Origin of the sequence: Acinetobacter nosocomialis NIPH 2119 (assembly GCF_000368085.1) — a bacterium.
Lineage (GTDB): Bacteria > Pseudomonadota > Gammaproteobacteria > Pseudomonadales > Moraxellaceae > Acinetobacter > Acinetobacter nosocomialis.
On sequence record NZ_KB849239.1, the window covers coordinates 2,904,524 to 2,916,902 of the forward strand.

General features: G+C 39.7%; 13 protein-coding genes. 6 read left to right on the forward strand and 7 right to left on the reverse strand.

Annotated features, from left to right (window positions below; translation table 11 throughout):
* The first annotated feature begins 5 nt into the window (after positions 1 to 5).
* Both dprA and F984_RS17420 read left to right on the forward strand, forming a co-directional pair.
* Positions 6 to 1,136, forward strand: coding sequence for a DNA-processing protein DprA (gene dprA, locus F984_RS17415; RefSeq protein ID WP_031944817.1), 1,131 nt, complete (start codon positions 6 to 8; stop codon positions 1,134 to 1,136).
* 50 nt (positions 1,137 to 1,186) lie between these two features.
* Entirely contained in the window at positions 1,187 to 1,756 is a 570-nt protein-coding gene (locus tag F984_RS17420; RefSeq protein ID WP_000633612.1) for an L-threonylcarbamoyladenylate synthase type 1 TsaC, read from the forward strand.
* Positions 1,757 to 2,148: 392 nt separating this feature from the next.
* On the opposite strand, the gene F984_RS17425 is transcribed toward F984_RS17420, so the two are convergent.
* Positions 2,149 to 3,069, reverse strand: coding sequence for a DMT family transporter (locus F984_RS17425; RefSeq protein ID WP_080631575.1), 921 nt, complete (start codon positions 3,067 to 3,069; stop codon positions 2,149 to 2,151).
* 105 nt (positions 3,070 to 3,174) lie between these two features.
* Positions 3,175 to 3,828 carry a TetR/AcrR family transcriptional regulator gene (locus tag F984_RS17430; RefSeq protein ID WP_080631576.1) on the reverse strand — a complete coding sequence of 218 codons (654 nt, stop codon included), beginning with the start codon at positions 3,826 to 3,828 and terminating at the stop codon, positions 3,175 to 3,177.
* A gap of 134 nt (positions 3,829 to 3,962) precedes the next feature.
* On the opposite strand from F984_RS17430, the gene F984_RS17435 reads away from it, so the two are divergent.
* The 4 genes from F984_RS17435 to F984_RS17450 all read left to right on the forward strand — a co-directional run bounded on the left by F984_RS17435 (position 3,963) and on the right by F984_RS17450 (position 7,374).
* Positions 3,963 to 5,177 carry an MFS transporter gene (locus F984_RS17435; RefSeq protein ID WP_004711040.1) on the forward strand — a complete coding sequence of 405 codons (1,215 nt, stop codon included), beginning with the start codon at positions 3,963 to 3,965 and terminating at the stop codon, positions 5,175 to 5,177.
* Between the two features lie 21 nt (positions 5,178 to 5,198).
* The gene (locus F984_RS17440; protein WP_004711041.1) at positions 5,199 to 5,963 is read left to right on the forward strand and encodes an AraC family transcriptional regulator; all 765 of its coding nucleotides are present in this window, start codon (positions 5,199 to 5,201) and stop codon (positions 5,961 to 5,963) included.
* Positions 5,964 to 6,084: 121 nt separating this feature from the next.
* A complete protein-coding gene (locus tag F984_RS17445) occupies positions 6,085 to 6,630 on the forward strand; it encodes a glutathione peroxidase (protein WP_004711042.1) in 546 nt (181 codons plus the stop codon).
* A gap of 144 nt (positions 6,631 to 6,774) precedes the next feature.
* On the forward strand, positions 6,775 to 7,374 hold the full coding sequence (locus F984_RS17450; protein WP_004711043.1) for a hypothetical protein: 600 nt from the start codon (positions 6,775 to 6,777) through the stop codon (positions 7,372 to 7,374).
* A gap of 61 nt (positions 7,375 to 7,435) precedes the next feature.
* On the opposite strand, the gene F984_RS17455 is transcribed toward F984_RS17450, so the two are convergent.
* The 5 genes from F984_RS17455 to F984_RS17475 form a co-directional block, all read right to left on the reverse strand.
* Positions 7,436 to 7,855 (reverse strand): F0F1 ATP synthase subunit epsilon, encoded by a 420-nt coding sequence (locus F984_RS17455; protein WP_002054176.1) that lies wholly within the window; start codon positions 7,853 to 7,855, stop codon positions 7,436 to 7,438.
* A gap of 17 nt (positions 7,856 to 7,872) precedes the next feature.
* Complete coding sequence (gene atpD, locus F984_RS17460) at positions 7,873 to 9,267, reverse strand: F0F1 ATP synthase subunit beta (protein ID WP_002054158.1); 1,395 nt, start codon at positions 9,265 to 9,267, stop codon at positions 7,873 to 7,875.
* A 30-nt stretch (positions 9,268 to 9,297) separates the two neighbouring features.
* On the reverse strand, positions 9,298 to 10,167 hold the full coding sequence (gene atpG / locus F984_RS17465) for a F0F1 ATP synthase subunit gamma (RefSeq protein ID WP_002114131.1): 870 nt from the start codon (positions 10,165 to 10,167) through the stop codon (positions 9,298 to 9,300).
* Positions 10,168 to 10,244: 77 nt separating this feature from the next.
* Positions 10,245 to 11,789 (reverse strand): F0F1 ATP synthase subunit alpha, encoded by a 1,545-nt coding sequence (atpA, locus tag F984_RS17470; protein WP_002054271.1) that lies wholly within the window; start codon positions 11,787 to 11,789, stop codon positions 10,245 to 10,247.
* A gap of 46 nt (positions 11,790 to 11,835) precedes the next feature.
* Positions 11,836 to 12,372, reverse strand: a complete 537-nt coding sequence (locus F984_RS17475; RefSeq protein WP_004705938.1) for a F0F1 ATP synthase subunit delta — start codon at positions 12,370 to 12,372, stop codon at positions 11,836 to 11,838.
* Positions 12,373 to 12,379: the final 7 nt, after the last annotated feature.

Genomic DNA, 12,379 nt, shown 5'->3' on the forward strand with positions numbered 1-12,379 from the left:
CTACAATGCTCACCCAACTTTCTTCACACCATTACCACACGCTTAAAGTGTGGTATTTGGTGCAGCACTCATTAGTTAGTTTTAAAAAAATTATCGATTATTTTGGAACTTGTGAAAAAGCAACTCAACCTGATGGTTTAGCAAAGTGGTCCTCTTTGGGGTTACATGCTAATCACTTAAAGCGTGTAAACGAATTTCAAACAGCACAAGGCCAAGCTCAGTTCGAACAGCTTATACAACAAGTTCAGCAGCATACTGATTTTATTTTGACGTTAGATGACTCTGGCTACCCTACTCAATTACTCCCTTATACAGATCATCCACCTGTTATTTTTGGAAAAGGTCAGGCACAGGCATTATTGCAACCGCAAATTGCGATTGTCGGTAGCCGAAAACCAAGCCCACATGGACGTCAGGTGGCTTATGATTTCGCCTACTATTTAAGTGAAAAGGGCTTTTTTATTAGTAGTGGTCTGGCTTATGGCATTGATGAAGCAGCTCATCAAGGTGCATCCGCTCATCAACGTACAATTGCAGTCACTGGTACGGGCCTAGACACTACCTATCCAGCTCAAAATAAAAAACTGGCAGAACATATTTTGGCTCAGAACGGCGCCATTATTACTGAGTTTTTACCTGGTACACCGCCATTACAACAGCATTTTCCACGTAGAAACCGAATTGTTAGTGGTTTGAGTTTAGGTGTTTTGGTGGTAGAAGCGACATTAAAAAGTGGCTCGCTCATCACGGCCAATAAAGCTGCTGAACAAGGCAAAACCGTATTCGCCATTCCGGGCCATATTTATAGTGAGTTCCATCAAGGATGCCATCAACTTATTCGTGAGGGAGCAATTTTAGTTGATCATCCCGAACAAATTATTGAAGACCTCGCCTTACCAACTCAATGGCAAAGCCAGCAACAAAGTCAAAATGAAGAAACTAATACGTATACTTCAGAAATTCCTGAGCATTTGATTGATCTTTATCAGTCTTTAGACTGGGTAGGACAAAATATTGACCAGCTTGTAATTCATCATAATGTTTCGGTTTCTGAACTGACCTCTTCACTAATGGAACTAGAACTACTCGGTTTATGTATGCAACAATCAGGGCTGTATTTACGTTGTCGTTCTTAGTATTAGAGCGCACAATAGCGATTCTGTTTGATTGAAAGGAAAGTATTACCATGATTACGACCTCAGTGACCGAAGCAGCCGAATGTTTACAACAAGGTCAAGTTTTGGCATATCCAACTGAGGCAGTCTGGGGACTAGGCTGTGATCCATTTAATGAACAAGCTTTTCAAAAGATTCTTGAATTGAAACAGCGCCCTATTGAAAAGGGCGTCATTTTATTGGCTGGCCATATTAGTCAAGTAGAACATCTACTAACTTCCTTACCGCAAACGACTCAGCAAGAAATTATTGATTGCTGGACGAACCACCAACCATCAGAAAGAGCCACAACTTGGCTATTGCCAGCCGATCAACACATTCCTTCATGGATTAAAGGCGAGCATCCTCTTGTTGCAGTCCGTGTAACGACACATCCTTTATGTGTCGCTTTATGCAATGCTTTTCATGGATTTATTGTCTCGACGAGTGCCAACCCTAGTGGACAAGAACCAGCCCATTCTTTACAAGATGCCTGCCAATACTTTGGTTCACAATTAAACTATCTTAATGGTGATTTAGGTCAAAGCCAACAGCCGAGCCGCATCATTAACGCCTTAACTGGTGAAGTCATTCGTCCTTAATTCCAGACAAAAAAAAGCTCAGTTATATAGGGATAACTGAGCATAAAAAAGGATGGGTATATACCACATCCAGAGGGTTTGGATATCTCTGGAACGAAAGAAAAATTGCTTAAAAGAGCATCTTTCGTAGTGGTCGCTATTATGTGGTAAGAGACTAAATGAGAGAAATATATTATTTCTCTAAAAAAAGCATGAAAAGTGTAGGGAATTTGGCGTTTTTAGCAATTAAGTTAAAATTATATTAATATTTTTATTGGTCTTTTTTAATATTTATATTACACAATATTTTTATAAATATATTTATAAATCATATAGAAAAGCTTGGATTAACAAAAAAATTGGCATATTTTCATTACTTTTTTTAAAAATATGCCATAGTTTTTTTATTATTCTTAATTTTGCTCTGGCAGGAGATCTGATTTTTTAGATTTAACCTTCTTTTGTGCCATGATAATACCCACGAGAATCATAATCCCACCGAAAGTATGATAGATCGTCCACTGCTCAGATAACCAGAGGCTTGCAATAATGGCTGTGAACACTGGTACAAGGTTCATAAATATACTGGTTCTATTTGGCCCGAGTTGTTGTACAGCCAACATCCAAACTAACGGCGCAATTAAAGAAGCAAATACACCGGCATAAATTGCACTTGGCGCATTTTGTGCATTTAAGCCATCAAGACCAAACCAGAAAATTAAAGGTAAATGGAACAGCACAGAAAACCCAATCTGGACATATAAGCTCGTCATAATTGGAAGTGGAAGCTGCCATTTCTTTAAGAAAACCCCATAAAATGCATAGAAGAATACAGCAACAATCATGAGCGCATCACCAAGATGCCCTCCACCACTTAATAGCTTATTAATATTTCCTTGGGACATGACATATAGCAAACCCGCAAAAGATAAAATACTACCAAAAACAGCAAAACGATTAGGTACATCTTTTAAAATCACAAGAGAAACAAAAATAGTAAAAATCGGAATAAAGGCATTAACAATACCCATATTAGTTGCACTGGTATAATGAGCCGCCGTATAAGCAAGGCCTTGATAAAGCACCATCCCAAATGCACTTAACACAGCAAGCTTAGGTAAATAGGGTATTACTATTCGTCTTTGTCTCCAAACAGATATAAACATAAATGGAGTCAAAATAATAAAGGCAATTAACCACCGATAAAAGCTAATACTTACCGGAGAAATATAGTCCGAGACATAGCGGGTGACTACAATATTTAAAGACCAAATCAGTACTGCCAGAATGGGAAAAATAAATGCCCATTTGTGATATTTCATGACCTGACTCATAGTAATACACCATCTACAAAAGAGATTTTATTTTGAAGAATGTCTTAATAAATTGAAATATCGCATTTCCGACATTGATATTGAACTTAGGACATCATTAATTTTTTAAAATAATGTCCAAGCTTTCATGGCATGTTCTACCACTTTATGTAGTTGCTCAGTGGTCGCGCCATCTCTCGCTTGAATAGTCAGTCCTTGAATAACAGTAGCATAGAAGTCTGTCATTTCTTGTAGAGGAGCATTAGCTGATAAATCACCCTGCTCTACACCTTGTTCCAAACGTTTTAATAATTTTTCTTTAGTTTTTATACGCTTATCTAATAGATTTTGTTGGACCTCTTGTGTCGCATCAGAGCAATTCATAGCTGCAACCACCAACATACAACCTGCTGGTTTATTGGGTTGAACCAATCGTTTTACATTGTCATAAAGATACAACTCAAAAGCAATTTTTGCAGTTTTTGCTTCTAAAAAGATCGTTTCAATAGGACATGCTTCATGAGCTAAGTAATAATCAATACTTTTATAAAATAAGCCTGCCTTATCGCCAAAAGTACTGTATAAACTAGGCGCCGTAATTTCTAAAGCCTGCGTTAAGTCACTAATAGACGTTGCTTCATAACCATGTTCCCAAAAAAGCAACATAGCCTTCTCTAAAACTTGCTGTTCATCAAAGCATTTAGGGCGTCCACGCTTCTTTTTCAACGTATCTTCATTAACCATAAGATCTGTTTCATACCTATTTGTCATAAAGATCACATCTATTTTTATAACAATCGTTATTAAATTAATTGACGTTCGATTTTTTATCAACTATTTTATTTTCATAATGATCGTTAGTTAATTAAAAATTGCCTTTCTTCACTCTAAATTTAGCCAAGTAAGGATTTATTATGGACCAATCTACTACCTCTAAACCGCGACCCATGACTTCCACACAAGGGAGCTGGTTTGCTATTTTGGCGGTTGCCATTGCAGCATTTGCATTAGTAACAAGTGAATTTTTACCGGTTGGTGTTTTAAATAGCGTTGCAGCTGATTTACATATTTCTGTCGGTACCGCTGGTCTTATTATTACTGTACCTGGCATTATGGCAGCCATTGCGGCCCCTCTATTACCTGTTTCAGTAAAACAACTTGACCGTCGTTACGTGCTTATTTTACTGACTGCAATTATGGTGATTGCCAATAGCATTACTGCTTTTGCTGAAAACTTTCATGTTTTATTACTGAGCCGCTTAATTTTAGGTATCTCAATCGGTGGCTTTTGGGCCACAGCTATTGCGTTAAGCGGCAAGCTGGCACCTGCACATTTGCCTATTGCTAAAGCAACTGCCGTAGTCATGGCTGGTGTAACCTTTGCGACTGTATTAGGGGTCCCGATTGGAACTTGGCTAAGCGAGTTTTATGGATGGCGTAGTGCATTTGGTATTACCGCTGCGATCGGCCTTGTTGTACTCGTCCTTCAGCTTATTTTCTTACCAAAACTTTTACCAGAATCAGCCATTCATATTCGTGATTTACCTGCTCTATTACGTACGCCCAAAGCACGTAGCGGTATGCTTATTGTTTTATTAATTGGTCTTGCTCATTTCTGTGCCTACAGTTATTTAGCGCCTTTTTTTAAGAATATTGCAGGGTTCAATGGCACCACTATTAGTTCATTATTATTGCTTTACGGAATTGCTGGTATCTTTGGAAATGCATTTGCAGGATATAGTGGCAACTTAAATGTTCGTTACACACTCGCATTTGTTGGGACATGTTTTGCAATCGTATTTTTTGGCTTCCCTATCTTTGCTATTCATGAATTTGGTGCCATCGTTCTTACTGCGCTATGGGGCTTCGCATTCGGTGCCTTTCCTACCTCTGCCAATATTTGGATGTTTGTACACGCACCCCATGCTGTAGAAAAAGGTATGCCGCTTTTTGTTGGCATGTTTCAAGTCATGATTGCTACAGGTTCATTATTAGGTGGTTATGTAGTTGATCATTTCAATGAAAATACTTTAATTTATGGTGTATTAAGCTTCGTTGCTTTAGCATTAATTAGTACATTTACCTTTGCCAAAGGCTTAAATAATCCTAAAGCGACTTGTGAAAACTAAAATATTATTCAGAGTAAGTAGATGAAAAATGAGGACCAACAATTTTCTTTATTGAATGATATAGAAGTTCATGAGTTTCTATATGAAAAAGAAGATATTGTTCGTCCTCATGCTTCACTTTGGGGAGATTTTAATTTCAGTTTGAATGGTATTTTGGAAATGCAGGTAGAAGAACAAATCTATTTGTCACCTCCAAGCTATGGGCTTTGGATTCCACCTCAAACGGTTCATCAATCTACTCATATCGATCATGAAATTCACTATATTTGTATCCGCCTCCACCCTCGTTTATGTCCTATTTTAGGTAATGTCTGTAAGTGCTTTAGCATTCAGCCTTTCTTTCGAACTCTAGTTTTACAAATTCTGGAACAGCAAAAACAAAATGGAAAACCTGAATATTTAGTACACCTTCTGCAAGTTTTATTCGATCAATTACAGCAAGCCACCGCATATTCTCATTATTTGCCACAAACACGACATCCTGTTTTATTGCCAATTTTGGAAAAGCTTTCAGACCCCTTGTTTTTTAATCACTCTTTACAACAATTACTGCAGAATTTTTCTGTCAGTGATCGCCATTTATTGCGCTTAAGCCAACAAGAATTACAACTTTCTTTATCGGAATGGCGTAATAGAGCCAAAATTGTTTATGCCATTCATCAAATTCGACAAGGTATGCCCATTAAACGTTTAGCATACGATTTGGGTTACCAGCATAGTTCTAGTTTTATTGAATTTTTTAAAAGATATACAGGTCAAACACCTGTTCAAATCAGAAACAATTAGATCGCAGACAGTTTTTTCTTCTCTTTTTATTTTTTGAACACGAATATTATTGCACTCCTCAAGAATAGCAGTTAAAACAAATGCGTTACTTGATATCAATTACAATCTTCAGGAAAGACATATGACTCAATCTGTATACCATATTCCAGTAAAAGCTATTTCAGGCGAAACGGTTGACCTTGACCAATATAAAGGTAAGGTTTTATTAATCGTAAACACAGCATCTAAATGTGGTTTAACTCCACAATACGAAGGTTTAGAAAAGCTTTATCAAGCGAAAAAAGATCAAGGTCTTGAAATCTTAGGTTTCCCTGCAAATAACTTCAAAGAACAAGAGCCTGGTTCAGATGAAGAAATCCAACAATTCTGTTCATTAAACTACGATGTTCATTTCCCGCTTTTCTCTAAAATTTCTGTAGCAGGTGCAGATAAACATCCTCTTTATCAGGCACTGACAACAGCTCAACCAGAACGCATTGGTGATGGTCCTTTCCGTGAGCGTTTAGAAGGTTTAGGCATTCCAACAAACCCTGCTCCAGAAGTATTATGGAACTTTGAGAAATTCCTCATCAATAAAAAAGGTGAAGTTGTTGCTCGTTTTGCGCCAAACTTAACAGCAGACGATGAACAAATTGTAAAAGCAGTTGAAGCTGAACTCGCTAAATAATTTTTAGCGCAATTTAAGAAAAAAGAGTGCTACGGCACTCTTTTTATTGTCTGGTCAAAATGTTGTTCATTTGCAACAATACCTTATTTCTACATATTTTATGCATATAGTACGCACTTGCTTTACTTGGTATTGTTTGTAGTTATGAAAAAAGTTTTACAAGGCGCATTTTTTCCATTTGTGATTTTTGCTTCAGGTATGTTGTTACTTGGATGCGATCAGGCACAAGACCATGCTAAGGAACAAGAATCTGCTCAAACCAATGACGAAGTATCAGAACAAGCAGATGATTCTCAACAAGAAATCGTACCTACCAAAAATAAAGCTGAGTTAAAAAGCGGTAATGTTTTTTATATCGTTCGTGATGCAGCTAACTTACAGTTAAAGGCAGGCGACTATATTGAAAAGCTTAAAGACACTCAAATTGATGTTGAGCAAGCCATCCAAGATAAAGATCAACAAGAACTAAAAACAACTGTGACCACTTTAAAACAGCAGTTAAAAGGCTTAAATCAAGCACTATTGACTTTAGATATAAGAAGTCAGGAAGTTGAAAATATTCGCCAAAACTTACTACAAGCAAACCAACAAGCTTTAAGTATGCCTTTATTAAATGGGAAATTAGAACAAATTGATTTCGACCAAATTGAGAAGCAACTCAATACCATCCAAATGGATATGGTCAAACTTGCTGCACTGATTATGGCAGGAGATGAAAAGTCTGATTCAAAAACTGATTCTTAATTTTCTTTCTAGCAATAAAAAAAGCCACCCTAAGGTGGCTTTTTCAATCTCGAACCGCGTCTTATTGAGCGCGGTTTTTGATTTTACGGATTGTTTCAAGCTGGCCTGAGATCTCTGAAAGAGATGCCAAAGCAGCAGCTGAGTCCAAATCACTCTTTTGGTTTGCAAGCAATTGTTCAGCATTTTTACGTGCTTCTAAAATTGCAGCTTCATCCAAATTGTCAGCACGGATTGCAGTATCTGCAAGAACCGTTACAACATGAGGTTGAACTTCTAAAACACCGCCAGATACATAGACGATTTCTTCTGTACCATTTTCCAACAGAACACGAATCGGGCCCGGTTGAAGCAAAGTTACAAGTGGAGCATGACCTGGCAAAATACCAAGTTCACCACCTGCACCTTTCGCGATTAACATCGTCACTGCGCCAGAGTAAATAGACTCTTTAACACTTACGACATCACATTGCATAGTCGCCATGAGATGATCTCCTTAAATTAGAGTTTCTCAGCTTTAGCAATCACTTCGTCAATACCACCAACCATATAGAACGCTTGTTCTGGGATGTGATCGTATTCACCAGCTAATAGACCTTTAAAGCCACGAATCGTTTCTTTAAGTGGTACTAATTTACCAGGAGCACCAGTAAATACTTCAGCTACGTGGAATGGTTGAGAGAAGAAACGTTGGATTTTACGCGCACGGTAAACAACCAATTTATCTTCTTCTGCCAATTCATCCATACCCAAGATTGCGATGATGTCTTTAAGCTCTTTATAGCGTTGCAATACGTTTTGTACTGCGCGCGCAATTTCATAGTGCTCTTGACCAACAACTAATGGGTCTAACTGACGTGAAGTCGAGTCAAGTGGATCGATCGCTGGATAAATACCAGAAGATGCGATGTCACGGCTCAATACTACTGTTGCATCTAAGTGAGCAAATGTAGTTGCAGGCGATGGGTCTGTTAAGTCATCGGCAGGTACGTATACTGCTTGGATCGAAGTGATCGAACCAGATTTAGTAGACGTAATACGCTCTTGAAGAACACCCATTTCTTCTGCAAGTGTAGGTTGGTAACCTACCGCAGATGGCATACGACCTAACAATGCTGATACTTCAGTACCCGCAAGTGTATAACGGTAGATGTTGTCGACGAATAATAATACGTCACGACCTTTACCATTTTCGTCTTTTTGATCACGGAAGTATTCAGCCATAGTCAAACCAGTTAACGCTACACGTAAACGGTTACCTGGTGGCTCGTTCATCTGACCGTAGACCATTGCTACTTTGTCAAGAACGTTAGAATCTTTCATTTCGTGATAGAAGTCGTTACCTTCACGAGTACGCTCACCAACACCAGCAAACACAGATAAACCTGAGTGTGCTTTTGCGATGTTGTTGATCAATTCCATCATGTTAACGGTTTTACCAACACCCGCACCACCGAATAAACCAACTTTACCACCTTTTGCGAACGGGCAAAGTAAGTCAATTACTTTAATACCAGTTTCTAAAAGATCAGTAGAAGCTGCTTGTTCAGCATAAGAAGGCGCTTGACGGTGAATCGGCAAACGTTCTTCAGTCGCAACAGGACCTGCTTCGTCGATAGGACGACCTAAAACGTCCATGATACGGCCAAGAGTGGCTGTACCAACTGGAACAGAGATCGGTGCGTTTGTGCTAGTTACAGTAAGACCACGTTTAAGACCTTCTGTAGAACCCATTGCGATGGTACGAACAACACCATCACCAAGTTGTTGCTGAACTTCTAAAGTAGTTTCAGTACCGTCAACTTGGAGAGCGTCATAGATCTTAGGAACGCTTGTGCGCTCAAACTCGACGTCGATAACCGCGCCGATGATCTGAATGATACGACCGCTACTCATTGCTGTCTCCTCAATTCAAACTTAATAATGTTAAACGGCAGCGGCACCGCCAACGATCTCGGAAATTTCCTGAGTAATCGCGGCTTGACGCAGCTTGTTGTAAATGAGTTGTAGGTCTTTAATCAATTGTCCTGCGTTGTCTGTCGCTGCTTTCATCGCGACCATACGAGCTGACTGCTCACATGCAACGTTTTCAATCACACCTTGATAAACCATAGACTCGATATAGCGAACCAACAAACCATTTAACAATTCTTCTGCTTCTGGTTCGTAGATATAATCCCAACCATAAGTACGGTTGAGGTCATCGCCTTCTTCTGCTGGTGCTAAAGGAACAAGTTGTTCTACTTTAGGCTGCTGAGTCATTGCATTAACGAAGCCATTTGATACGAGATAGATACGATCTAATTCGCCCTTATCAAATGCATCAAGCATAACTTGCACTGAGCCAGTTAACTGTTCCAAACTCGGCGCATCGCCAAGTTGGGTAGTTGCACCAAGCACTTTACCGCCGTAATTCTTAAAAAACGAAACCGCTTTTTGACCAATTAAAGCAAATTCAACTTCAATTGACTGCTGTTGTTGTGCTTTGACATGCTGCACAACTTTCTTGAACAAGTTAATGTTCAAGCCACCTGCCAAACCACGATCTGAAGACACTACGATATAGCCAACACGCTTAACTGGGCGGTCAACCATATAACGGTGTTTATATTCAGGGTTTGCTTGTACCAAGTGAGCAATTACACGGCGCATATTATCGGCATACGGACGGCCTTGAGCCATGCGCTCTTGCGCACGACGCATTTTAGAAGCAGCTACCATTTGCATCGCGCGAGTAATCTTTTGCGTGCTCTTGATACTAGCTACTTTGGCGCGAATTTCTTTTAAATTTGCCATACGCTTAACCTAGTATTCGAAAGCCCTTTCGAGCTTCCGAAGGTTGATCCGTGAACCAAACTTAACTAAAACTGAACTTAGTAAGTTTGAGTCGCTTTAAAGCTTTCAATACCTGCTTTGATTGCTGCTTCGATGTCTTTGTTGTAATCACCAGTCTCATCGATTTGTTTCATCAACGGAGCATATTCAGAACGGAAGTAAGCAATTAACGCAGCATCAAAGTCTACGATTTTCTTAACTTCTACGTCAGCCATATAGCCTTCGTTAGATGCATAAACAGAAACAGCTTGGTCAGCAATTGAGTAAGGAGCATATTGTTTTTGCTTCATTAACTCAGTTACGCGTTGACCATGTTCAAGTTGCTTACGAGTTGCTTCGTCAAGGTCAGAAGCAAACTGAGCAAACGCAGCCAATTCACGGTATTGTGCTAAAGCAGTACGGATACCACCAGACAATTTTTTGATGATCTTAGTTTGAGCAGAACCACCAACACGAGATACAGAGATACCCGCGTTCACAGCAGGACGGATACCTGCGTTGAATAATGATGTTTCTAAGAAGATCTGACCGTCAGTAATCGAAATTACGTTCGTTGGTACGAATGCAGATACGTCACCTGCTTGAGTTTCAATAATTGGCAATGCAGTTAAAGAACCAGTTTGACCAGTTACTGCGCCATTAGTGAATTTCTCAACGTATTCAGCAGATACACGAGAAGCACGCTCAAGAAGACGTGAGTGAAGATAGAATACGTCACCTGGATACGCTTCACGACCTGGTGGACGACGTAAAAGCAATGAAATTTGACGGTAAGCAACAGCTTGCTTAGACAAATCATCATAAATGATAAGAGCGTCTTCACCGCGGTCACGGAAGTATTCACCCATTGTACAGCCAGAGTACGGAGCTAAGTACTGCATTGCAGCAGGATCAGCAGCCGCAGCAGCGACAACAGTTGTATACGCCATAGCGCCAGTTTCTTCTAGCTTACGTACAACGTTTGCAATTGTTGATTGTTTTTGACCAATCGCAACGTATACACACTTAATGCCAGAGTTTTTCTGAGCGATAATCGCATCGATCGCCATTGCTGTTTTACCAGTTTGACGGTCACCAATAATCAACTCACGCTGACCACGACCCACAGGAATCATGGTATCAACTGATTTATAACCAGTTTGAACAGGCTCGTCTACAGATTGACGCCAAATTACGCCTGGTGCTACTTTTTCAACAGCATCAGTTAATTTTGCATCAATTGGGCCTTTACCATCAATTGGGTTACCCAAAGCATCTACTACACGGCCAAGAAGTTCAGGACCAACTGGAACTTCTAAAACACGACCTGTACAACGAGCTTTTTGACCTTCTTGAAGGCTTAGGTAGTTACCTAAAACAACGGCACCCACTGAATCCTGTTCTAGGTTCAGTGCCATACCAAATAAGCCGCCGTCGAATTCGATCATTTCACCGTACATTGCATCAGCAAGACCGTGAATACGCACGATACCGTCGGATACCATAACAATGGTACCTTCGTTTTTAGCGGTCGCGCTGGTGTCCAGATCTCCGATACGCTGTTTAATGAGCGCACTGATCTCGGATGGATTCAGTTGTTGCATTGCGCTATTCCTCAATCTTTTATTAGTTCAGTCTTCATCATTTGCATTATGCAAGAAGACGAGTACGCATTTTTTCAAGCTTGTTAAGCGCAGAATCATCTATCACTTGATCGCCTGCACGAATAACCACACCTGCAATCAAAGCAGGATTAACTTCGACAGAAACATTAACTGCTGCCTTGAAGCGTTTTTCTAACGCATGTGCAAGCAATTGTTCCTGAACAGAAGTTAACGGAAACGCCGATTCAATCACGACATCAACCGTATTGTTATTCTGTGATTTAAGCTGTTCATATTCTGCTGCAATTTCAGGTAACAACACTAATCGATCGTTATCTGCAAGAAGTGTCAAAAAGTTAGACACTGCTTGAGATTGATCTTCACCTAAAACTTTAGCAAAAAGCTTCACTTGCTCCGCAGGAGTAAGTTCAGGGCGATTTAAATAAGCGGAAAATGCTTCGTCTTGCACCGCAGCACTGAGCACTTGTAACGCATTCGACCAATTGTCTGTTGCACCTTGCTCAGAAGCATAAGCAAATGCTGCTTTGGCATACGGACGTGCCAACGTCAAGAGTTCAGCCATAATTCGC

Excerpts from the sequence above, each read along its gene's own strand:
- dprA (WP_031944817.1), top strand. The coding sequence starts at position 6 with ATGCTCACCCAACTTTCTTCACACCATTACCACACGCTTAAAGTGTGG.
- F984_RS17420 (WP_000633612.1), top strand. The coding sequence starts at position 1,187 with ATGATTACGACCTCAGTGACCGAAGCAGCCGAATGTTTACAACAAGGT.
- F984_RS17425 (WP_080631575.1), bottom strand. The coding sequence starts at position 3,069 with ATGAGTCAGGTCATGAAATATCACAAATGGGCATTTATTTTTCCCATT.
- F984_RS17435 (WP_004711040.1), top strand. The coding sequence starts at position 3,963 with ATGGACCAATCTACTACCTCTAAACCGCGACCCATGACTTCCACACAA.
- F984_RS17440 (WP_004711041.1), top strand. The coding sequence starts at position 5,199 with ATGAAAAATGAGGACCAACAATTTTCTTTATTGAATGATATAGAAGTT.
- F984_RS17445 (WP_004711042.1), top strand. The coding sequence starts at position 6,085 with ATGACTCAATCTGTATACCATATTCCAGTAAAAGCTATTTCAGGCGAA.
- F984_RS17450 (WP_004711043.1), top strand. The coding sequence starts at position 6,775 with ATGAAAAAAGTTTTACAAGGCGCATTTTTTCCATTTGTGATTTTTGCT.
- F984_RS17455 (WP_002054176.1), bottom strand. The coding sequence starts at position 7,855 with ATGGCGACTATGCAATGTGATGTCGTAAGTGTTAAAGAGTCTATTTAC.
- atpD (WP_002054158.1), bottom strand. The coding sequence starts at position 9,267 with ATGAGTAGCGGTCGTATCATTCAGATCATCGGCGCGGTTATCGACGTC.
- atpG (WP_002114131.1), bottom strand. The coding sequence starts at position 10,167 with ATGGCAAATTTAAAAGAAATTCGCGCCAAAGTAGCTAGTATCAAGAGC.
- atpA (WP_002054271.1), bottom strand. The coding sequence starts at position 11,789 with ATGCAACAACTGAATCCATCCGAGATCAGTGCGCTCATTAAACAGCGT.
- F984_RS17475 (WP_004705938.1), bottom strand. The coding sequence starts at position 12,372 with ATGGCTGAACTCTTGACGTTGGCACGTCCGTATGCCAAAGCAGCATTT.